Annotated in this window: 14 protein-coding genes and 1 pseudogene; 4 read left to right on the top strand and 11 right to left on the bottom strand. The window is 65.7% G+C overall.

Features of this window, described 5'->3' with window-relative positions; translation table 11 throughout:
- Positions 1 to 11 precede the first annotated feature (11 nt).
- Positions 12 to 5,543 carry a DEAD/DEAH box helicase gene (locus ACWFR4_RS23080; RefSeq protein ID WP_453654259.1) on the top strand — a complete coding sequence of 1,844 codons (5,532 nt, stop codon included), beginning with the start codon at positions 12 to 14 and terminating at the stop codon, positions 5,541 to 5,543.
- 63 nt (positions 5,544 to 5,606) lie between these two features.
- Here ACWFR4_RS23080 and ACWFR4_RS23075 read toward each other — a convergent pair whose 3' ends face one another.
- Positions 5,607 to 5,816: a DUF397 domain-containing protein gene (locus ACWFR4_RS23075; protein ID WP_453654257.1), complete on the bottom strand. Its 210-nt coding sequence runs from the start codon at positions 5,814 to 5,816 to the stop codon at positions 5,607 to 5,609.
- Positions 5,797 to 6,663: a helix-turn-helix domain-containing protein gene (locus ACWFR4_RS23070; protein WP_453654255.1), complete on the bottom strand. Its 867-nt coding sequence runs from the start codon at positions 6,661 to 6,663 to the stop codon at positions 5,797 to 5,799. The genes ACWFR4_RS23075 and ACWFR4_RS23070 overlap by 20 nt, the downstream gene beginning before the upstream one ends.
- A gap of 213 nt (positions 6,664 to 6,876) precedes the next feature.
- Between ACWFR4_RS23070 and ACWFR4_RS23065 the strand changes: the two genes are divergently transcribed.
- Complete coding sequence (locus tag ACWFR4_RS23065; protein WP_453654253.1) at positions 6,877 to 7,509, top strand: ATP-binding protein; 633 nt, start codon at positions 6,877 to 6,879, stop codon at positions 7,507 to 7,509.
- A 157-nt stretch (positions 7,510 to 7,666) separates the two neighbouring features.
- Here the strand turns inward: ACWFR4_RS23065 and ACWFR4_RS23060 are convergent.
- Positions 7,667 to 7,720: pseudogene (locus tag ACWFR4_RS23060) on the bottom strand (hypothetical protein); the annotation flags it as partial.
- Here ACWFR4_RS23060 and ACWFR4_RS23055 point away from each other — a divergent pair.
- Both ACWFR4_RS23055 and ACWFR4_RS23050 read left to right on the top strand, forming a co-directional pair.
- Entirely contained in the window at positions 7,697 to 8,443 is a 747-nt protein-coding gene (locus ACWFR4_RS23055) for a hypothetical protein (RefSeq protein ID WP_453654404.1), read from the top strand. The pseudogene ACWFR4_RS23060 and the gene ACWFR4_RS23055 sit on opposite strands and share 24 nt — an antisense overlap.
- The gene (locus ACWFR4_RS23050; protein WP_453654251.1) at positions 8,440 to 9,636 is read left to right on the top strand and encodes a DNA cytosine methyltransferase; all 1,197 of its coding nucleotides are present in this window, start codon (positions 8,440 to 8,442) and stop codon (positions 9,634 to 9,636) included. The genes ACWFR4_RS23055 and ACWFR4_RS23050 overlap by 4 nt, the downstream gene beginning before the upstream one ends.
- Here ACWFR4_RS23050 and ACWFR4_RS23045 read toward each other — a convergent pair.
- From ACWFR4_RS23045 to ACWFR4_RS23010, 8 genes are all read right to left on the bottom strand, one after another.
- Positions 9,571 to 10,026, bottom strand: coding sequence for a very short patch repair endonuclease (locus ACWFR4_RS23045; RefSeq protein ID WP_453654249.1), 456 nt, complete (start codon positions 10,024 to 10,026; stop codon positions 9,571 to 9,573). The two genes, ACWFR4_RS23050 and ACWFR4_RS23045, sit on opposite strands and share 66 nt — an antisense overlap.
- The gene (locus ACWFR4_RS23040) at positions 10,019 to 10,624 is read right to left on the bottom strand and encodes a hypothetical protein (RefSeq protein ID WP_453654247.1); all 606 of its coding nucleotides are present in this window, start codon (positions 10,622 to 10,624) and stop codon (positions 10,019 to 10,021) included. The genes ACWFR4_RS23045 and ACWFR4_RS23040 overlap by 8 nt, the downstream gene beginning before the upstream one ends.
- A 37-nt stretch (positions 10,625 to 10,661) precedes the next feature.
- Positions 10,662 to 12,068, bottom strand: a complete 1,407-nt coding sequence (locus ACWFR4_RS23035; protein WP_453654245.1) for a PIN-like domain-containing protein — start codon at positions 12,066 to 12,068, stop codon at positions 10,662 to 10,664.
- A 99-nt stretch (positions 12,069 to 12,167) separates the two neighbouring features.
- On the bottom strand, positions 12,168 to 13,214 hold the full coding sequence (locus ACWFR4_RS23030; RefSeq protein ID WP_453654243.1) for a NaeI family type II restriction endonuclease: 1,047 nt from the start codon (positions 13,212 to 13,214) through the stop codon (positions 12,168 to 12,170).
- A gap of 12 nt (positions 13,215 to 13,226) precedes the next feature.
- Positions 13,227 to 16,205: a Z1 domain-containing protein gene (locus ACWFR4_RS23025; protein WP_453654241.1), complete on the bottom strand. Its 2,979-nt coding sequence runs from the start codon at positions 16,203 to 16,205 to the stop codon at positions 13,227 to 13,229.
- Positions 16,206 to 16,293: 88 nt separating this feature from the next.
- A complete protein-coding gene (locus ACWFR4_RS23020; protein ID WP_453654239.1) occupies positions 16,294 to 17,850 on the bottom strand; it encodes an ATP-binding protein in 1,557 nt (518 codons plus the stop codon).
- Positions 17,851 to 18,063: 213 nt separating this feature from the next.
- Entirely contained in the window at positions 18,064 to 19,110 is a 1,047-nt protein-coding gene (locus tag ACWFR4_RS23015) for an SEC-C metal-binding domain-containing protein (RefSeq protein WP_453654237.1), read from the bottom strand.
- A gap of 40 nt (positions 19,111 to 19,150) precedes the next feature.
- A complete protein-coding gene (locus tag ACWFR4_RS23010; protein ID WP_453457123.1) occupies positions 19,151 to 19,600 on the bottom strand; it encodes a DUF3592 domain-containing protein in 450 nt (149 codons plus the stop codon).
- Positions 19,601 to 19,898: the final 298 nt, after the last annotated feature.

Raw genomic sequence — 19,898 nt, 5'->3', positions numbered from 1 at the left:
AGGCAGTGCGAGTGTCTCGAGATGACAATTCCCTCGACATTAACGGATCGTTTGAGCAGCTGCGGGATGCGTTGTTCCGTTACTACGACACTCCCTTCGGCTTGGCGAACAAGCAGCTCATGCGTGAGCGCCGGGACCTCCTTGATGTGGACGGCGGGGCTTGGCGGAGGCCTCTGATTGAGATCCGTCCGCAGTACAAGTCCTGCGGCGTAGACATCGCAGGTTCGGTGGCAGCGGCCGGAGCGCCCTGGGAGTTGGCCGGACTGATTAGTGCCGGACTGATGGAAGGCATCGAAAAGATGCACTCTCACCAGCATCAGTCCTTGGTCGCTGCGGTTCGGGACGGCAAGGATGTCGTCATCACTGCCGGCACCGGCTCCGGCAAGACCGAAGCGTTCATGGCGCCTGTCCTTGCTGAGCTCGTACGTGAATCCCCGGCCTGGATGAGAGGAGCGCCGGCCAGTCCCGGGAAGTGGTGGTCCGGCCAGGACGGCTCCTACGTTCCGCAGCGACGCGGCGAAACCGGACACAAGGCAGCGGTGCGCGCGCTGGTGCTATACCCCATGAATGCGCTGGTCGATGACCAGATGACCCGCCTGCGCAAGGCACTCGACAGCGATGCGGCGAGGCAGTGGTCTGCTAAGCACCGCAACGGACACCGCTTTTACTTCGGCCGGTACACGGGGGCTACTCCGGTCACGGGGGAGCGGAGCAACAAGCAGGCGGTGAAGAAGCTCCAGGCCCTGTTGAAGGAGACCGAGAAGCGGTCGGAGCGGGCCAGAGAGATTTCGGGAGACGGAGACAGCCAGTACTTCGTGCCTCGCGTCGACGGTGCTGAGATGCGGTCGCGGTGGGACATGATCGAATCTCCGCCGGACATCATGATCACGAACTACTCGATGCTGAACATCATGCTCCAGCGGCCCGATGAGGACCCGATCTTCGAGCAGACCAGGCAGTGGCTGCAGGATGATCGCACGGCGAAATTTACTCTGATCATCGACGAGCTGCACATGTACCGCGGCACAGCTGGGACTGAAGTCGCATACCTGCTGCGCAACTTGCGCAGCCGCCTGGGTCTCGACCAGCGGCCGGAGCAATTCCGGATCCTTGCGGCATCCGCTTCGCTTGACCCGCAGCGGGACGGCCAGTTCCTGGAGGAGTTTTTTGGAGTTCCCCAGGACCGATTCGCGCTGCTAGGGGGTGAGCTCGATCTCCCGATGGCGGCAGCCGCCGATATCTCGGAGCACGCGGAGAGGCTGAGCGGGGTCGGGGAGTCGTCCTCTCCTACGGAGTCTGCGCAGGTGCTCCGGGAAACCGGCGCGCACGGGGCTCTCGTAAAGGCCCTTCATGACAACGGGAATCTCGTGGCGCGGCTGGACGAGGACGCGGCTGAGCTGCTCTTCCCGGACGTCGACAAAAAGTCCCGGACGGCGGCATTCTGCGGACTCCTCACGGCCTTGCGGACCGCAGACGAAGAACTTGCAGGCCCGCTCCCCAAGCTTCGCGGGCACCTCTTCTTCCGGAACATCCCTGGAATCTGGGCTTGTTCGGATCCGGACTGCTCCGGCGTAGAGCGGACCGATGGCGACGACCGGACGGTGGGCAGACTCTTCGCGCGCCCGACCTCTCGGTGCAGCAGCTGTACGTCCCGAGTTCTGGAGCTCCTCTACTGCCAGAACTGCGGAGACGTGATGCTCGGCGGCTACGCACCGGCTAAAGCGATCACAGCCAAGAGCTTTGACGGCGGGTTGCTGCATGACCTGCCGGACCTCGATGCGCGGGCCGAGGGCGCTTCGCTGGGGGCGAGCGCAGCGAACTATGTCGTGTACTGGCCGCGCACGCGGGAGCCCGTGATCGAGGGAACTGACTTCACCTGGACCAGGTCGTCGACGGATGGAGGTGCGCGAAGCGCCGAATTCAAGTTCAAGCGCAGCAAGTTCAGTCCTCGCACGGGCCATCTGGCCAATACCCGCGACCGGCAAGAGGCGACGGGGTGGTCTTTCCACACGAGAGTTCCGCAGTCCCGGAACGGAAAGCAGGCGCTCAGTCTCGAGCAGCTGCCCGCCGCTCCGACCCAGTGCCCGGCCTGCGGTGACGACTGGGAGGTGCCCAGGATCAAGTCCGGAGTGCTGACCCTGAGCGACCGCAGGCGCATGAGGACGCCCGTTCGGTCCATGCGAACCGGTTTCGAGAAGGTCAACCAGGTGCTGACGACCAGCGTGCTGTCGGCGCTGGACCAGAAGAAGGCAGTCGTCTTCTCGGACAGCCGACAGGATGCCGCCAAGATCGCCGCTGGCCTCGGCCTCCGCCACTACCAGGACCTTCTCAGGCTGCTGCTCTCCGAGCTCGTGGGCGGGCAGGGGGACCCAGCCGACGACGCGGAAATCGTGCGGAGGTACTTCAAGCTCCAGGGGCCGGTCGATACGCAGCTTGCCACCGAAGCGCTCGCCCGTCTGCGCTCGCGCGACAAGGATGCTGTGGCTGAGCTCAGGGAGATCTGGAATGCCGACCCGATCGACGGAGTCCCTGATCCAGCGCGCGAGGCGGAACTCCTCGCGCATCTCGGCAAGTACCCCAGCCTGAAAGCTCATTCCGTCGAAATGGAGGAAGCCCTCCTTGCCCTTGGTGTGAACCCCGGCGGCCCCAAGGAGAGTCTGGAGCGGGTGGAGTGGCAGAGCGGCTCTCCTGACCTTGCCTGGGCTTCCCTATACGACTGGAGCAGGAATTCGGTTGAGCCGCGGCTTGGGCTTGAGCTGCGCCAGGAAGATCTCCTGAAGCGCATCCAGGAGTCGCTGCGCGAGGAGATGCTGGGCGGCCTCTTCGGCAGTGCCGGCCGGGACTTCGAGTCGCTGGGCCTCGGCTGGCTGAGCCTTTCCTCCGACGCATCGCTCATTGATGCCGACCCCGCCTCGGACACTGCGCTTGTACGGTCCAGCCTGCGTGTGCTCGGCCACCTGCGCCGCTTCCAGGTGCTGCGTCGTGGACTGGTTGAACCGCCCGCCCCGCTGCGGATCTTCTGGGAGTCGGTGGCTAGGCACACGGGCCAGGACTTTGATGGCATACGCAGCCGGACGGAGCGCGCCTGGGGCGATGCCGTAACTGAATACTGCATCAACCCGGAGAAGGTCAGCCTCCGGCCCGCTGGTCCGCACATGTGGGTCTGCATAAAGTGCAAACGCAAGCATCTGCACCGGGGAGCCGGTGTCTGCACCAAGCCCAGGTGCGGGCAGCCGCTTCCGGCAGAGCACGTGCCGGTGACGAGGTCGGACGACGACTACTACGCCTGGCAGGCCGCGGAAGGCAAGGGCAGGTTCCGCCTCAACTGCGCGGAACTGACGGGCCAGACGGACCGTCTCGCAGCCCAGTCGCGGCAGGCTCGCTTCCAGGACATCTTTCTGGAGGGCACTGAGACCGAAGGGCCTGACAGCGTCGATGTCCTCTCGGTCACCACGACCATGGAAGCCGGGGTGGACATCGGCTCGCTGGCCATCGTGCTGATGGCAAACATGCCGCCCACCCGTTTCAACTACCAACAGCGGGTGGGCCGAGCCGGACGCCGCACCGCGCCTGTGGCGCTCGCGCTGACGGTGTGCCGGGGCCGAAGCCACGATGAGTACTACTTCCAGGCGCCGGAGCGGATCACCAACGACGAGACACCCAAGCCGTACCTCTCGACAGATATGCGCGATATCTATCAGCGCGTTCTCGCTGCTGAAGTCCTACGCCGGGCTTTCGCGGCGGTGGGCGGTGCTGCAGCGGACGGGGAGATTCTGGACCCGACGCGCAATGTGCACGGACAGTACGGAACGGTCGGCGACTGGGTACGTGTGAAGCAGCTCATCAGCAGTTGGGTTGACCGCCACCACCGGGAGATCGCCGGAATCGCCGAAGCCCTCGCGGCTCACACAAAGGACCCCGGGCAGGCGCAACACGCTGCCCGCTGGGTCCAGAGCAGCCTCATCAGCGACATCGAGCGCATTGCAAACGCCGAGCACGGCCACGGGGACCTGAGCCAACGGCTTGCCGAAGAAGGTGTGTTGCCCATGTTCGGCTTCCCCACCAGCGTCCGCTACTTCTACACGCGCAAGCCCCGCAAGGCCTATCCGTGGCCGCCTGCGAATGTCGTCGACCGTGGCCTGCCTATCGCCGTCTCGCAGTTCGCCCCGGGTGCGGAGACTGTGAAGGACGGAGCGGTCTATACGTCTGTAGGCGTCGCGAACTACCGTCCTGCAGGATCCGAGGCCCAAGCTGTCCGGAATCCGCTGGGGCCAGGGCGGCACATCGGGATCTGCCGCGCATGTTCCCATGTGGAGGAAGGAGTCTCGCCGACGGACAGCGACGAGCCGCTGTCCTGTCCCGCCTGCACTTCAGGCGACGGAATGTACGGACACATCGAACTCCGCGAACCTGAAGGATTTTTCGCCCCTCCAAAGCTTCCCTTTAAGCGGGACTTCGACGGGAACTTCTCCTGGCGGGCCCGCTCGCTTGCACCCCGGACTGGAACGAACCTGGAGACCGAAGCGGTGGAGTGCGAGGTTGGCCCGGCGACAATTGCCGTCCACGCCGGCAAGGGGCGCAGGTACGCGGTGAATGACAACGGCGGCAGCCTCTTCAGGTTCGCTCCCGTGCAGGCCACCAACCTGTGGTCCGGCGCCTACGCTGAGATCGGCGCTATCCAGGGGACGTCGCTGATCAAGGTGCACGAGGACCAGGCGGTCAGCGTGGCTCTCGGAGCCACCCAGCGGACCGACCTCTTCCTGTTCGGCCCGCGTGAGCCAGTCGTCCGTGAACACGGCTACCGGCTTGACCTGTCACCGGTTCCGCAACTCACCGGCTTTCCGGACGACCGCACGGGCCGCAAGGCAGCGTGGTATTCCCTGGCAGCGCTCCTGCGGAAGGCCGCGGGGGCGCTGCTCGACATCCAGCCGACCGAGATTGCCGCCGGCATCCATGGAGCGGTGACCAAGGACGTGGGTGCCAGGGTGTTTGCCTTCCTCTCCGACACCCTCGACAACGGAGCCGGCTACTGCACACACTTGGCGGAGCCTGAAACCTTCCGTCGGCTAATGACAGCCACTGACGCCATGCTGGCCAAGTTCACCGAGGGAAGCCACGGGGAGGAGTGCCGGGGCTCCTGCTATGAGTGCTTGCGCGACTACACGAACATGGCCTACCACCCGCTTCTTGACTGGCGGCTGGCGGCTGACCTCTTGGGAGCCCTGCAAGGCAGGAAGGTGGATGTGGACCGCGAGAATGCGCGCATTCTCCTGGAGAACTGGGTCGCTGATACGCCCGACGCCGCGCCTGTGGTGGAGCTCGACAGCCACCCTGTGGCGATCTTCGATGAATCGGTCGCCGTCGCAGTGAAGAGCCCCTTCGAGATGGTGGGAGAGGATCTGGAAAGCGAGCGGATCACCCAGGTCGGCGACGAGATCGCTCAGCAGGGATGGGATGTGGAGGTCGTCTTCGTTGATGATTTCCTGCTGGAGCGAGTGCCGTCCCGCGTCACTGTTCAGCTGGGTGAGTTTCTGGACCGGTAGGCAGGACGGAGGACAGTGCCCTGCTGCAACTCGGGTTGCAGCAGGGCCGTTTTACCCGGTGGGTCAGCCGAGTTGCCGGTTACGTACAGCGACGACAAATTCGGCCCAGACCCCTGAATGAACCAGGACTTGGTGCCCCTGCGGCCGCTTGCTGTCACGTATGCCTGCGCTGTCCCCGACGAAGGCGGTCTCGACGCACTCGGTCTCGTTGCCGCCGCTGTACGACGACTTAAACCAGGCAGGGTCTGGAACTTCAGTGTTCGTTCTCGGCATCCTTCAAGTCCTCCTTGGCGCGGCTGATCAGCTTCCGTGATGCTTCGATGTCCAACGCTTGTGCGCGCAGGTATTCGAACGCAAGCCGGTAGCGATCCAGTTCCGCTTCCTTCTCCATGAAGACGGAGCCGACGTGGAGGTCGACGTACACCACGTCCAGCGAGGGCTCCGCGCCCCCGAGGATGACGAAGCTTCCGAGGGCAGCGCAGTGCGCTCCTCGTGAAAAGGGCAGGACCTGCAGGGTGATGTTCCCCGACTCGCTTGAGCTGAGCAGATGGCTGAGCTGCTCCCGCATGATCGCGGGGGAGCCCATCACGCGGCGGATGACGGATTCATCAAGGATGGCCCAGAGGTGCGGCGCCTTGGGGCGTGCGAGGATCTCCTGACGTCGCATGCGGATATCCACGAGGCGTTCGATCTCCTCTGGCGAGCGGCGCATCTCGTTGGCCTGCTGAAGCGCGGTGGTGTAACTCCGGGTCTGGAGCAGACCCGGCACGTACACACAGGAGAAGTGGTCCTCTCGCACGGCCTCGTCTTCGAGGGTGAGCAACAGGTTCATTGTCTCGGGGATGTGGTCTGCGAATGAGCTCCACCACCCCTGCTGCTTCGCATCCTTGGCCAGGGCGACGACGGCCTTGCGTTCAGCATCGCTTGCTCCGTACTCGCGGCAGAGTGCGTCGATCACAAGCCACTTGACCGGTCCTTCGGTCGCCTCATACCGGCTCACCGTGGCCTTGGAAACGCCGACGAGCCCGCCGGCCTCCTCCAATGTCATTCCCTTGCGGGCACGCAACTTGCGCATCGTCGCGCCGAGGTGGCGGCGGCGGGTTGTGGCCCTCGCTGACATGAGGATTCCTTCCGGTAGTGCCGGACGCTGCAGACGGCCTCAACGAGGCTAGATCGGCCGCGAGTTGACCCACCACTGGATTCACTCGATGGATTCTCGTGAGAAGTTACACAGTGAGACTTCTCGATGCCATACTCGCGTCTAAGCGCTACGCAGTGCAGTCGTACGGATACGGCAGGCGCAGCACTGATGTGGCCGAGGAGGGACTACGACATGACCAGTCGTGACAGCGCTCAGACTCTGCACCGATATGTGCTGCCGTTCAACGCGTCTCCTGGAGTGCTGTGCAGCCTCCGGCGGGCTGTGCGGGCGGAGCTGAGCCCCTGGGGGCTGTCCGGTCTCGCGGACGAGGCGGAGCTCGCGGTGACCGAACTCGCAACGAACGTGAGCAAGCACGTCGGCGTGGGAAGCGCCGCGACCCTCGTCCTTGAGTTCCTTGCTGCGGGGATCCGTGTGGAGATCCATGACACGAGCTATGAGGTCCCGGTCCTCGGCGAGCCGGGGTGCGCATCAGAATGCGGCCGCGGCCTCCACCTGCTGTCCGCCATGGCGCGCGACTGGGGGACCCTTATGACGGCTTCGGGGAAGGCCGTCTGGTGCGAGCTGGCGCTCGCGCCAGACGGGGTGTGTACCCGTATTCAGCGGGCCAATGCGGTAATCGGCGCGTATAGGGAGCTGGCGGGACGCGTTGAGTTGCCGCTGCTCGCCCATTCCCCGGCGCGGGAGGAAGCGGCGGCCGGGCTGATCGTTGACTTGCTTCATTGGCTTGCAGCTCAGGACTGCGACCCCGACGACGTCCTTGATCGCGCACAGCGCCATTACGAAGCGGATCTGGATGCCGCATGACCTCGCAGGTCGCGGCCGGGTCCTCAGTGGGCTGTGCGGACTGAGCTATCTCGGCCCGCAGGGTGGCAGGTGTGCGCCAGGATTCCCCGGAACGGCTCTTGTGACACATGCGGTGACAGTTGGCGCACAGGAATGCCAGGTCATCCAGCCTGGTCTCGCGGGGCCCGGAAATGTGAAGGGGCAGCACATGGTGGACTTCGATATAGCCCATGCCAAGGCGGCCGTAGAACCGAGCGAAGTCGAATGCGCAGACTTCGCACTGCAAGGGCTGCCCAAGCCTCTCTGCCTGAGCTATCTTCCGGGCGCGGAGCTTCCGGTCGCGCTCTCGGTGGAGCGCCCAGCGGGCAAGGAGGCGACCCTCGACGGCGGCGTTCCCGTTCTCGTCGAGTTCGTCCGGATCCTGGGGCAGCGTGTGCAGCTCGCCTGTGCTCATGGCCTGGCGCAGGGCTGTGGCGGCCTGCAGCATGTCGGACTGCCGGTCCATGAAGGCGGCGATCACCTCCTTGTCGAGACGGCCGCCTTTTGTGGGAGCGCCGGTGTAGCCGGGCTTGTTCGAGGCCAGATCCGAGGTCTTACGGCTGACGCTGCCGATGGACCTGAACTTCGGAATGGTCTGTGCTGCGCCTTCGTGGATCGGCAGAGACCGGAGCAAGTCGGAGAGATCCGCCACGCGGGGGTCGCGCTCGCGGAGTTCCTGCCAGTCGTTCTCGACCACGAGTGCGCAGGCGAGGAGCAACTCATCACGGGTCCATGCAGGGCTTCTCGGCACGAGCAATATCGTATGAGTGTTCGTTGTCGCGTGCGGGCCGTTCGGAGCGTCTCGATACATGCGCGACACTGGGGGGCGGTCGCTTTGTCAGTGGGGTCTGTCACCCTCTGTGATGGCTGGTGGCAATCGGTGCCAGTCGGGTACGTCTGGAAGGAGGGTGCATGACCGGCACTAGAGAGTTCACGTCGGTTGAGATCTGCGCTGGGGCGGGTGGGCAGGCGCTAGGTCTGCACAATGCGCTGTTCAAGCATCTCGCACTGATTGAGATCGATACGAACGCGATTGCCACCCTTGAGCAGAACATCTCCGGTAATGCGGAATGGGAGGGTTGCAAGGTCAAGCAGGCTGACCTGACGCAACTCAAGCCGCGTGATCTGAGGGAAGAGCTCGGGCTGGAGCCGGGGGACCTGGACCTGCTGGCCGGCGGAGTTCCGTGCCCCCCGTTCTCGGTTGCCGGGAAGCAGCTAGGGCGAGAGGACGACCGGGATCTGTTCCCGGACATGCTCGCGCTCGTCGACGAGCTGAAGCCCAAGGCTGTGATGATCGAGAACGTGAAGGGCCTGCTGGACCGGAAATTTACGGAATACCGCGAGGAATACATCCTCAAAGAGCTTGAATCGATGGGCTACCGGAAGTGTTACTGGAAACTTCTGGAGGCCAAGGATTACGGAGTTCCGCAGCTCCGTCCGCGCGCCATTCTGGTGGCGATGCAGGAAAAATACATCAAGCACTTCCTCTGGTCGGAGCCGGAGAAGCGACCTCTGGTGACGGTGGGCAAGGCACTCAAGGAGACCATGAGGGCGCGCTTCGACGCTGTTGATGACCCGCGGGCGGACCAGGCGTTCGAGGACTGGCTCAAGGATGCATTGAAGGGGGTTGCTCCGACGCTTGTGGGCGGTTCGAAAAAGCATGGTGGAGCCGACCTGGGGCCGACGCGTGCAAAGAAAGCCTGGGGTGAATTGGGCGTGTGCGGGCTCGGAGTTGCTAACGAACCGGAGAAAATTGCGGATCCGGGGCGTGATCTCTTCGCCGAGGCGGGGCCGAAGCTCACGGTGAAGCAAGCCGCAATCATCCAGGGCTTTCCTGAGGACTGGAAGTTCACCGGACGGAAGACTGCTGCCTACCGCCAGGTTGGGAACGCCTTCCCGCCGCCTGTCGCGGAGGCCGTCGGGAGGCAGATCATCTCCGCGCTCAGGGCAGCCCGGGAAGCAGGAGGCGTTGATCTGGCGCCGACGAAGGATTCTGAGGCGGGGGAACGGGCCGGCGAGCTGCTGTTCCCACTTGCTGCCCCCTCAGCGCCTGTCCCGTCGCAGTCGGCTGATCGCCGTAGCGATCTCGAGAGCGCAGTCGTCCGGTGACTCGTGCTCCCAGAAGCGAAGAACGGTCCACCCGGCCTCACGGAGACGCTCATCGGTGTCCCGGTCACGCGCCACGTTCCGCGTGACCTTGTCGGTCCAGTAGCCGGGATTGGTCTTCGGCGGGGCGTAGTGCTCCGGGCAGCCATGCCAGTAGCAGCCATCGATGAACACGGCCAGCTTCGCCGGGCGGAAGACAATGTCCGCCGTCCGGCGAAGTCCGGGAAGTGGTTTGGCCGCTACCCGGTATCGCAGTCCCTGAGCGTGCAGGAGCCGTCGTACCAGCAGCTCCGGCTTGGTGTCCCGGCTCCGGATCGCCTGCATGTTCCGGCGCCGAGCCGCGGATGACGCCCAAGAACCCTCTGGTGGCTCCCAGTGGGTGTCGCTATCCATCCTCAGAAATTCCTGCGTTCTTCAAGATGTGCACCTTCTGATCTGCACTGAGTGACTTGGTCTGTCGCACCTTGTTCCTGACCATTGCCGGGATCATGTCGAAGTCCAGGTCGAGGGAGTGGAGTTCATAGGCACTGATCCCTCCCCGGGCATACCAGGCGACATCGAGCCCGAGCTCGCGGAGTTCGCGTGCCCTCCGCTCGGTATGCACGTCATCGCCGGTCACGATGCGCAGCATAGCTGCCGGCACCGCCCTGGCTAGACTCTGCTGAAGCAGGGAGAAGAGGCGTTCGTGCGTCTTGCTGCCGTATGGAACGGTGAGGAGCCTTTCCGGGACCGTGTTGTCATAAAGGGAATGCATCCGCTGCTCAATCTGCGTGCGAAGGGCCCTGAACTGCCGGTTCTCTGCCGGAAGATGCGTCAGCATCCGGAACTGTATGGCGCGGGCGGTGATGTCCTTGGCATACGTGTAGGCCTCGAACAGCGACTGAGGGTCGTCCTTATGGGCTGAGATCTCAGAGAGGAGATTGGTCAGGGCGTGCTCGGCGTCTGGCCTGAGCTGCTGCCACTCGTCCTTGGGCGGTTGCTGGCTGGTCATCAGTGTCTCCGCGCTGGTCAGGGGGTGCCGGTGTCTGCTAGTCCTGGTCCAGCCGTTCGTAGTCCAACTGCCGGGCTGCGAGCTGCTGAATGATCTGCCGGTCGTGGCGGGACGCACGGTTAACTGCCTGGGCGAACCACGGGGCGATCCACGATGAACTTCGGTAAGGCCACTCGCCCAAATGGAGGCGCCGCCCAGGCAGCCAGTCCGGATCGGGCTGCAGATCTGAACGAGTCGCCGGTGCTACAGACACATCTGGCTCGTCGTCGGAACGCGGGCGCTTGTCCAGTTGTGCTGTGACGCCGATCAGCCACCACGTGAACAGAAGCCGATCAGCCGTATTGCTGATGCTGTCCAGCATGGATTCGTCCAGGCCTGCAGCATCAAAGGCGGCTGCAACGAGGTCTGGCCGGGGCTGAGCATGGGCGGCTTCCTGCTCTGTAATGACGACCTCGACGAGATTCTCCGCCGCGCGGTCGATCTCTGCGTACGTCTCCTCAGCGATCTCCGCATCCAGGAAGCGGTTCACGCCTCGATAGAAATCTCCTGGAGTCTCGATACGGAGCTCAGCGCCAGTGCGCGCCCTCAGTTCACTGGCCAGAGCGGGCCAGGGACGCGAACCCCGTCCGTTGCCGGCCGGCTGATACCAGTCGTCCTTCGTGTCGTTAGAGACGAACAGCAGCTGAGAGCGGTCGGCCGACCCGGCCATGTGCTCGATCGTCTCCTCCCAGAGAAGGAAGTCACCGGATGATGCCAGAGGAGTTCCCTTCCCTGCATCCGCGAACCCTGGCGGGATCTCGTTAGGGAATCTGTACGTCGCCGCTTCATCAACGCGGCGTCGGATCTCGGCTGCGTCTGGCGGTGCCGCGACCTTGTCGCCGAACAGTGCAGCTACTTGGGAGAGAACAGGGTCACCTCTGTTCACTGATGAAATGGCCAGGTCATACGCCTTGAGCTGCTGGACGTGATCGCCGAGTGTCTTACTCCAGTCGTCAAGCAGTGCCTTGACCGTCTGATCCGATATCTCAGACTCAAGTGCCTGCTTGGCGCTGACATCTTGCGCGTACTTGATCAACAGGCCCTGGACCTGCTTCCGGGCGTCCAGGATCGCCGTACGTGCCTCTCCCAGCTTCTTCTGGAGGGCCTTGGAAGCGTCTTCCAGGGCCTTCTTTCTGCCGATGATGACGCGGTGGCGGTTCTGGACGAACTCAAGACCGACCTGATGCGGGAGCCACAGCCGCTGCTGCACACTCTGGAGGGCGGTCAGGACCTGCTCACGGGCAGCAGGGGTGTACTCGTAGAGGCTGAGCAGTACGTTCGTATCGAGTACGACGATCCCTTGTGTAAAGAACTGTGCTCGCTCAGGTCCGTCCTCGGAGGGGCTGTTCTGAATCCAGTCCCGGTACTGCCTGATCAACGGGTACTCGCCCTCCGGGCCAGTCACGGATTGCGACTCCTCTGTCTCGGAAGTGGGTGCTTTAGACGGTGAGGCCACCCACGGTATGGCGGCGAAGTGCGGCAGGGGCGGTCCGTTGAGACATTCTCAGGACCCCTGAGACGGGATCCAACCAGGCCCGGAAGCAGTCCGCCGCTCATTCCCTGGTGCTTTGGCCCGGCTCTTCTGGGCCTCCGGGAGCCGCGGGGCTGCATGAGAAGCTTCTCCAGGCTGGGCTACAACCCAGTACTCCCCGTCGATCACAGCTTGTGGCCGGTCACCGTGTTCTGGCCGGGCTCGCACGACGCGGTGCGCGACGAACTCTCCCTCGCCCGGCACCGGACCGCCAAGGGCGTCGGCGACCTCTTGATGCGACTGATAGTCACCGAGGATGATGATTCCCTCCGGGCGCAAAGCCGGACGTGCGCGACCCGGGTCTCCTTCGCGTACCCGTGCCATGTAGTCGAGTTGCTGAGCGGCAGTCCGCACCACGCCGCGCCCGATCCGCTTTCCGTGCACGGATCGGAACAGTTCGCGGACGCGCGCTTGCCCCTTATTCCTGCCCGGGATCAGGATGCGTTCCCGTGTGGCCTCGTCGAGGTGGAGCAGGACATTCTCTGGAAGGGCAGCCTCCTTCCAGAGCCAGACGATCTTGTCGCGATGTCTGGCCTTGACCGTGTACTTCATGTCCCTGTTGGTGCCGCCGTTGAGCCATTCACTCCTTATGCGGATCAGGCCGGCGCTCCACTGGCTCAAGTAATCGTCAGCCCACACAACCAGGCACAGGTGACCTTGCGCTTCGGGTGGGATCATCCACATTCCGAACCGCTGTGAAAACTTGCAGTCCACTTCGATTCCTGCGACCTGGTAGTCCATCAGCAGGCCGTCTGTGAAGGCAAATTCCCGCTGCAGGTTGATCTCGACCAGTGTCCCCGCGTGGGTCTTCTCGGTTTTGTAGAGCGTTTTCCAGTCGTAACGCCCTGTCGCTTCGCCGTTGAGGAGTTGGTCGATCGTCTCCCGGAGGACGGTGGCGAACCGGCGGCCGTCCGGGTCCAGCTGCAGCAGGAGTTCGCGGACGACTCTGAGTTCGCTGTCACTGGGCAGGGGTTCACCGGATGCGATGTTGCCCGCCGCGGATGCGTCGATGGGAAGCAAGTGACTCCTTGATCAGTCTGAACTTGCCGCAACGATAACGTCGTTGGCGTGAAGCGAGTCCTTGGCTCGGAATCGGACGAGCCGTCGAGACGAGTCGATAGCGGAGGCGGGAGGAATCAGGGTGAACGCCATGATCACCTTCGAGGGGTCGGCCTCACCGTGGGGTGCAGCCGCACGGGTGTCGGCCTCTGTGCGTCCTTCGACAACGGGATAGAGAAGGGCTACACCGGTGGTGGGGCCGACGTTCAAGGCAGGGTTGAGGAGTGTGCCTCCTGAGTGAACGAGGCGCTGGGCGGCTATGCGGTGCTCCATGTTCGCGATGCGACCGAAGGCTGTCTTTCCGGCCTGGCGGCTGCGGCGGGCCAGGGAGAACGGCGACGAACCGAGAATCGTCCCTTCAATCCGGCTGGCTTTGGTCAGCTGCGGGGCGATGAGCAGCCAGTCGTCGACCTTGGCCAGCGTGCCGTCCAGCTGCGTGAGGTACGCCAGGTGCGGACGGAAGTGGTCTTGGTGCTCCCATTCGAGCTGGCTCAGCACGCCCACTAGCTTGGAGTGACTTACTGATGCAGTCAGTGCGGTAAAGCTGCGGGTCAGGGAACTGGTGTTGTCCGGCGGGTTTGTGAGGGTCGTCAACGTAGGACCGAAGGAATCCAGCAGTGGACGCCAGCGCTCGGTGTTGCGGCGGATGGAGACGGAGGCCAACGGGTATGAGGCAGGTTCGATCGGCCTTCCCGGCGACCGCACCTCCACTAGCTCCGCATTGAACATCTTGTTGGCGGCAGCCGGCTTCAGCCACGGGAGGTGTTGGGAGACCAGGGGTGGGACCTGGGACGGGGTCAACTGGGGGCGGCCGTCGACCAGTTCCGCGTAGCGGGCGAGTTGGGTGCGGAAGAGTTCCTCATCCCGGCACACCGCCTCGAACGCCTCGTACAGGTCCGCCGACTTGTCACGCCCGTACGCTTCCTCCCGGCCGATGTACAGGCGGACCAGGTCGCGGTAGCCGGGGCGGAAGCCGAACCAGCGGCCCATCTGCATCAGGGTGTCCGCCTGCTGCGTCGTGCGGCGGTAGTACGTGATCGTGAGGCCCTCGACCGTGAAGCCGCGGGACAGCTTCGTGCCGCCCACGAGGATCTTCCAGACGTTCGAGCTGTCGAAATCCAGGTCCAGCTGGTCGAAGTAGCGGTCCGAGTCGCCGTTGACGACGATCACCGGGGTGCCGGTGGATCCGATCAACTGGCGGGCACGGCTGACGTGCTGGCGCAGCTCGTCGTACGAGGCGGGGCAGGGGAGGCCGTCGGCGCGGGCCTCACTCACCGGGGCGAAGTCCGACTCCCACAGCGCCGCCAGGCGGGCGTGGCCGGGCGCGGACGTCTGCGGGGCCTCGTGCCACATGGTGTTGATGCGCAGCGCCAGCTTCGCGTGGTCGTCCATCTTCACCGACTCGTGGACGAGCATCGTGTGGTGCCGGAAGTTCTTCTCCGGGACGCCCGCGGCCAGGCGGTACAGCTTCAGGGCTCCGGACAGGACGAACGCGTCCATCGCCTCCTGCAAGCGGTCGCCCGTGGAGTCGTAGATGCCCCGGACATGCGCCTTCTCCTGGGAGTTGGCGACCGTGCGCTCTCCGTCCTCCACGGGTGAGTCCAGGTCGTGGAAGTCCTGTACGCCCATGTAGCCGGTGGGGCGCGGGAGCGAGATCAGGAAGTCGCTGGGGAAGATGTCCTCGCCGTCACTGGGGTCCACGAAGACGTTGGCGAAGGGCGTGGCTGTGTAGCCGACGTACTGGGCGCGCGGGAGGAGCGTGAGCAGCTGGGATATGAGGCTGTTGATCGCCGTACGCTCGGTGCGGCCCTGTTCCCACTTCTTCGGGTTGGACGTGTTCACCGACGCCTGGTCCGACTCGTCGTCGATGATCAGCGCGGGGAGTTCGCCGAGGATGCCGTGGATCTGCTTGAGGTCCTTGACCAGCTTGGTCAGGACCGACTTGTTCTTCTTCACGACCATCACGCGCGCCGCCGCGTGGTGCAGGTTCGACGGGTCGTGGAGCGGGAGCGTCCGCTCGCGCTTGTCGTACTCGAGAGCGCGGATCCCCGTTGCGAGGCTCTTGTAGTCCTTGTCGCGCGTGGTGAGCCGGTCGATGTCGAAGGAGCCGCGCGTCGACGGGCGGCCCCCGTGGCTCACGAAGTCGTCCCACTCGGCGTCGTCGCCCACATAGTCGATGCCGACCAGCGAGTCGACGTCCGACGGGTCCGCGCCGCCCAGGATGTTCTCCTGGCCGATCAGCTCCATGTCGATGCGGCGCTGGGTCTGTGCGCGCAGCAAGTTGAGTGTGCCGCCGAGGACGATGACCAGGCGGTAGCCCGCGTCGATCGCCTTGGCCGCCACACCCGTGAAGTTCGCGGTCTTCCCGGACTGTACGTAGCCGACGACCAGGCCCTTCGCCTGGCGGGCGGCGGGCTGTTCCGGGTTGGACAGGCGCTCGACGACCGCGCGGCTCGCCCCGTCCAGGCTCGCGATCGCCGCGTCCGACCAGCCTTTGTCGCGCAGCTTGCGCTCGTACGACCGCCAGTAGAAGGTGCGGGCCGCCGCGCGCTCCTGCGTGTACCAGGGCGTGAACTCCCGCGTGATCACGGTGGGCCCGGCGATCACCGACACGCGTACGGCCTCGTCCAGGACCTTGCGCAGGTCCTCGCCGAGGCGCAGCCGCTCGTACACCGCCGCACGGCGCGCGGGTGTGCGCGGCGCGGTCTCCGGGGACCAGAGCGGGGACTCGGCGAAGTCCCAGTCGTTGAGGTGGCGGCTCCACAGTGCGAGCAGCGCCTCGTCCCCGCCGACGAGACGCGCGCGGAACGTCTCCTCGGTCAGGTCGGCGTCGGGATGGTCCTCGTCGGCGGCGAGCGCGGCCCAACGGGCGAAGTGGCGGGGGCTGTTGACCATTCCGGCCAGAGCGGAGGTGTGGATCTCCAGGAGGATGTTCACGTCGTCGTCGCTCATTGCGGGCGGCCCTTCTGCGGTCGGTAGGCGCGGGGACGGTGTCGGGCGAGGCGGGAAGAGGAGGAGAGGAGGAAGGGGGGAGGGGCCCTCAGGCCGTCTCGCCCCGCACCCGCCTCTCCCGCTGCGCGCCCACCGACGCCAGCAGGATCGTGTTCCAGTAGTCGATCCGGTCCTGCCGCGTCTTCTCCCAGCGGCCGAGGCCGAAGCAGTCCTCCAGGAGCAGGTACAGGAGAGTCTTGGTGACCGGGGCGTCGTTCGCGCCGCCGCGGCGGCCGTCGTTGAAGTCGTCGCGGAACGTCTTGTTCAGGACGATGACGTTCGTCTCCCGGTCCAGCTCGAAGAAGCGGTCGTCGGGGAGCGTGCGCCAGGTGAACTCGATGGGGTCCTCGCCCGGCTTCTCCGGGAGTTCCTCCCTCACGACCCGCTTGACCCTGGGGTCGAGACCCTTGCCCGGCGGCGTCACGGGCTTGCGTACGATCTCGGACCGCTTGGCGCCGTCCCGGTAGGCCGCCTCCGCGTCGGCCTGGTACGTGGGGAATGTGGTGCCGGCCGGGTCGAGCGCCTTCTCCACGCCCAGCGTGAATGCGGGCGTCACGGTGACGCCTTCCTTCTTCACGTCGAGGCTGAACACGTTGTTGGTGCCGGCGGGCAGGTCGACCGCCACGCGCGCCAGGACGAGGTGACTCTCCGGGTTGCGCAGGCCGTTCCAGCCGCCCGCCTGTACGAGGCGGTCGTTGCGGTAGAAGTAGAAACCCTGCCGCTCGGCGAGCGCCCCGATCTGGCGGAATCCCGCCTGCTTCGACTTCGCCGGCCAGATGTGCGTGGTGAGTCCGACCTCGCCGACCCCCTCCACCGGGGCCGAGAACTTCCGCGGATAGCCCTTGCGCCCCGGCACCTTGTAGCCGAACGGATCCAGGGCCTCCACCGCGATGTGGTCGAGCTCCTCGCCGAGGCCGCTCCCCGCGCTGCCCACGTCCCACACCGCGATGTCCAGCTTCAGGCCGCGCTGAAGGAACCGGTGCAGGTACAGGCCGAGATGGGTCTCCAGCCGGGATATCGCCTTCGAGAGGAACTGGTCGCTCTGGCCGCGCGCGACCGTCTCGAACGCGCGCACCTGGTCCCAGCGCACCACCGTGCCCTGCCACTCGATGATTCCGTCGTAGCGGTCGACGAGGTCCTGTGCGTAACGCGGGTCGACGGTGTCGCAGCGGAAGCCGTCCTCGACCCCCTCGGCGGTGAGGCGGCGGCCGGCGGCGCGGCTGCGCCGGGTGCGGCTGACCACGGTGAGCGAGGACGCGTGGGACAGGGACGCCGCCTTCAGTCCCGTGCCGTACATGCCGAGGGCGTCCTCGCCGTACTCGCGCCGCCGGCCCACGGTCATCGCTCCGTCGAGGGCGTCGTCGTCCATGCCCCGGCCGTTGTCGATGATGAGGAGCGTCAGGATGCGGTCGGCGTCGCGCAGGAAGTGCACGACGATCTGGTCGGCCTTCGCGTCGATCGAGTTGTCGATCAGGTCGGCGACGGCGACCTCGAAGCCGTAACCCTGATTGGACAGGGCCTTGCCGTAACCGGAGTCCGGCGGCAGGTGTGTGCTGCCCGTCGTGGGTACGTCGTACTGCCACGCAGCACCGGATTCGTAGGGCATGTTCATCCTCGTGCACACAGGTCGGGGCCTGCGTGGGGGGACGAAGCAGCCCGACAGCTGAATCGGTAAGTGTGACGGTACTGCAAAGGTCGGACATAGTGTGGCGAGGGTCCGAAGACTGGCGGAATCCCCCCGGCGGAGGTCCAGTTCCCGCCCTTCCGCCTGCCTTCGCGAAGACCCGGACCGCCCAACTCCCCTCAGTCCGCAGTCAGGTCAGTTCTCATTCACCCCATGACACTCCCCATACCCCCGCCCCGACCCGCACCAGCACTCCGCGCCCCGCTCCGGGGGCCACGGGATCGCCCGGCCTCGGGCCGCGAGTGTGGTGGCGTACTGCGGTAGCAGCGACGCGTCTGTGGGGGACGAGGACTCCGACGCCGCGAACGCCTCGTATGACGGGATCGTGCCCGCGACGATGCCGAGGTTCGGTGTGCCCGAGGCCGAGAGTTCGCGGAGGGAGGACTCTATGGTCGACAAGTGCTCTTCGTGGGACGGGTATTCGGCGGAGAGGGAGGGGTACGCGGTCAGCAGTTCCGTCAGCTCTGTCGACGGCCAGTGGAGCACCGCCACCGGGAACGGGCGGGACAGTGCCTGCCGGTACGAGCCCAACTCCGCTCGCAGGCGCAGGATTTCGGCCCTCAGCTCCGCCGGGTTGTCCGAGCCGAGCGCCCACGTCCGGTTCGGGTCGTGGAGTTCGTCCAGGGTCACCTCGGCCTTGTTGATGCGGTCGGCGAGCGCGTCCCACTCGTCATGCTCCGCGCCGATCAGGCGGCGTACGCGGTGGCGGCCCAGGAGCAGCGAGTGCGTCTCGTACGGCGGGTTCGCGCGCTCCGCCTCCGGCAGGAGCAGCGTCAGGGCCTCCGTGAAGGACTCGTGCGCCGCTTCCAGTTCGTCGTGCGACTCCAGGGCCTCCGCCACGATCACGTATGCGGCCGGGTCCTTGGGGGCCGCCGTCCGGATGCCCGTGATGATCGCGCGGGCCTCCGCCTCATGGCCGTACTCCCACAGGTTCGCGGCCATCAGGGCCTTCACCAGGTGCGGCTGCTCCAGCTCGGGCGGCGGTCCGGCGAGGAGGCCGTCGTACAGCGAGGCCGCGCGTTGGCGGGCGTCCGCCAGTTCGTAGTGCGCCGCGGCCTGGAGGAGCAGCTGCTCGGCGTCCTCCGGGTACAGGCCGGCGATGCGCTCCAGGCGCTCGGCTTCGGCGATGTGGTTGACAGGGTCTACAGGCTCGGCGGGCGTAGCAGGCGTGTCGGGGCGCATGGGTGACACCGTACTGCCGACCACCGTCACCGGCGCCAGGTCACCACAGGCTCGCGTAGCCGTTGCTTTCGTTCAATACGTACGCCATGCGCCAGACCACCACCGTCAGCGTGCCCGCCCACAGGACCATCCCCGTCCACAGCCAGGCCACGCACGAGCGGTAGCGGCCGTCGGTGTCCAGGGCCGCCAGCGCGGGGTGCGCCGGGTCGACGCGTATGCGTACGCGGCGGCCCTCGGGGAGCGCGTGGGGGCCCACCTCGTCGGGCAGCGCCTGTTCGTGTGCCGTGCCGTCGGGCGCCGTCCAGCTGACCACCGGGTGCAGCACCGCGTACGACGCCTCGTTCGACGCGACATGGCCCGTCACCGTCGCGTCGACGACCGTGCCGGTGCTGCGCCGGAGCGTCTCGGTGATGAGTTGCAGCACCTGCGAGGTGGTCAGGACGAGGCCTGAGACGAAGGGGATCAGCGCGAGCAGCCAGAGGGGACCCATGGGGCGTGAGCTTAGGGGCGGGCCGGTCGGGCGGTCGGGGTGGGGAGGAGTCGTCGCGTGCAGGGTCCGGCCGGCCGGTCCCACAGACAGCCGGCCGGTCAGTTCACTGGTGAGTTGCGGAGGCAGGGCCTATCTTGCGGCCGTGCGCGAGCGGAAGCGGGAGTGGCGACGGGATCGCGAACGGGACCGGGGTCGGGATCGGGAACGGGAGCGGGAGCGTCAGCCGGTCGTCGTGCGGCAGGGGCCGCGCGCGGGACGCCGTGCGTCCGGGTGGCCCCTTTCGACCCTGCGCGCGGGA

Source organism: Streptomyces sp. NPDC055140, assembly GCF_053607285.1.
The sequence above is the reverse complement of the archived record's forward strand: the minus strand, read 5'-3'. Positions and strand labels throughout refer to the sequence as shown.

Excerpts from the sequence above, each read along its gene's own strand:
- ACWFR4_RS23025 (WP_453654241.1), bottom strand. The coding sequence starts at position 16,205 with ATGAGCGACGACGACGTGAACATCCTCCTGGAGATCCACACCTCCGCT.
- ACWFR4_RS23020 (WP_453654239.1), bottom strand. The coding sequence starts at position 17,850 with ATGCCCTACGAATCCGGTGCTGCGTGGCAGTACGACGTACCCACGACG.
- ACWFR4_RS23055 (WP_453654404.1), top strand. The coding sequence starts at position 7,697 with ATGGTGGACTTCGATATAGCCCATGCCAAGGCGGCCGTAGAACCGAGC.
- ACWFR4_RS23065 (WP_453654253.1), top strand. The coding sequence starts at position 6,877 with ATGACCAGTCGTGACAGCGCTCAGACTCTGCACCGATATGTGCTGCCG.
- ACWFR4_RS23070 (WP_453654255.1), bottom strand. The coding sequence starts at position 6,663 with ATGTCAGCGAGGGCCACAACCCGCCGCCGCCACCTCGGCGCGACGATG.
- ACWFR4_RS23075 (WP_453654257.1), bottom strand. The coding sequence starts at position 5,816 with ATGCCGAGAACGAACACTGAAGTTCCAGACCCTGCCTGGTTTAAGTCG.
- ACWFR4_RS23015 (WP_453654237.1), bottom strand. The coding sequence starts at position 19,110 with ATGCGCCCCGACACGCCTGCTACGCCCGCCGAGCCTGTAGACCCTGTC.
- ACWFR4_RS23050 (WP_453654251.1), top strand. The coding sequence starts at position 8,440 with ATGACCGGCACTAGAGAGTTCACGTCGGTTGAGATCTGCGCTGGGGCG.
- ACWFR4_RS23045 (WP_453654249.1), bottom strand. The coding sequence starts at position 10,026 with ATGGATAGCGACACCCACTGGGAGCCACCAGAGGGTTCTTGGGCGTCA.
- ACWFR4_RS23010 (WP_453457123.1), bottom strand. The coding sequence starts at position 19,600 with ATGGGTCCCCTCTGGCTGCTCGCGCTGATCCCCTTCGTCTCAGGCCTC.
- ACWFR4_RS23040 (WP_453654247.1), bottom strand. The coding sequence starts at position 10,624 with ATGACCAGCCAGCAACCGCCCAAGGACGAGTGGCAGCAGCTCAGGCCA.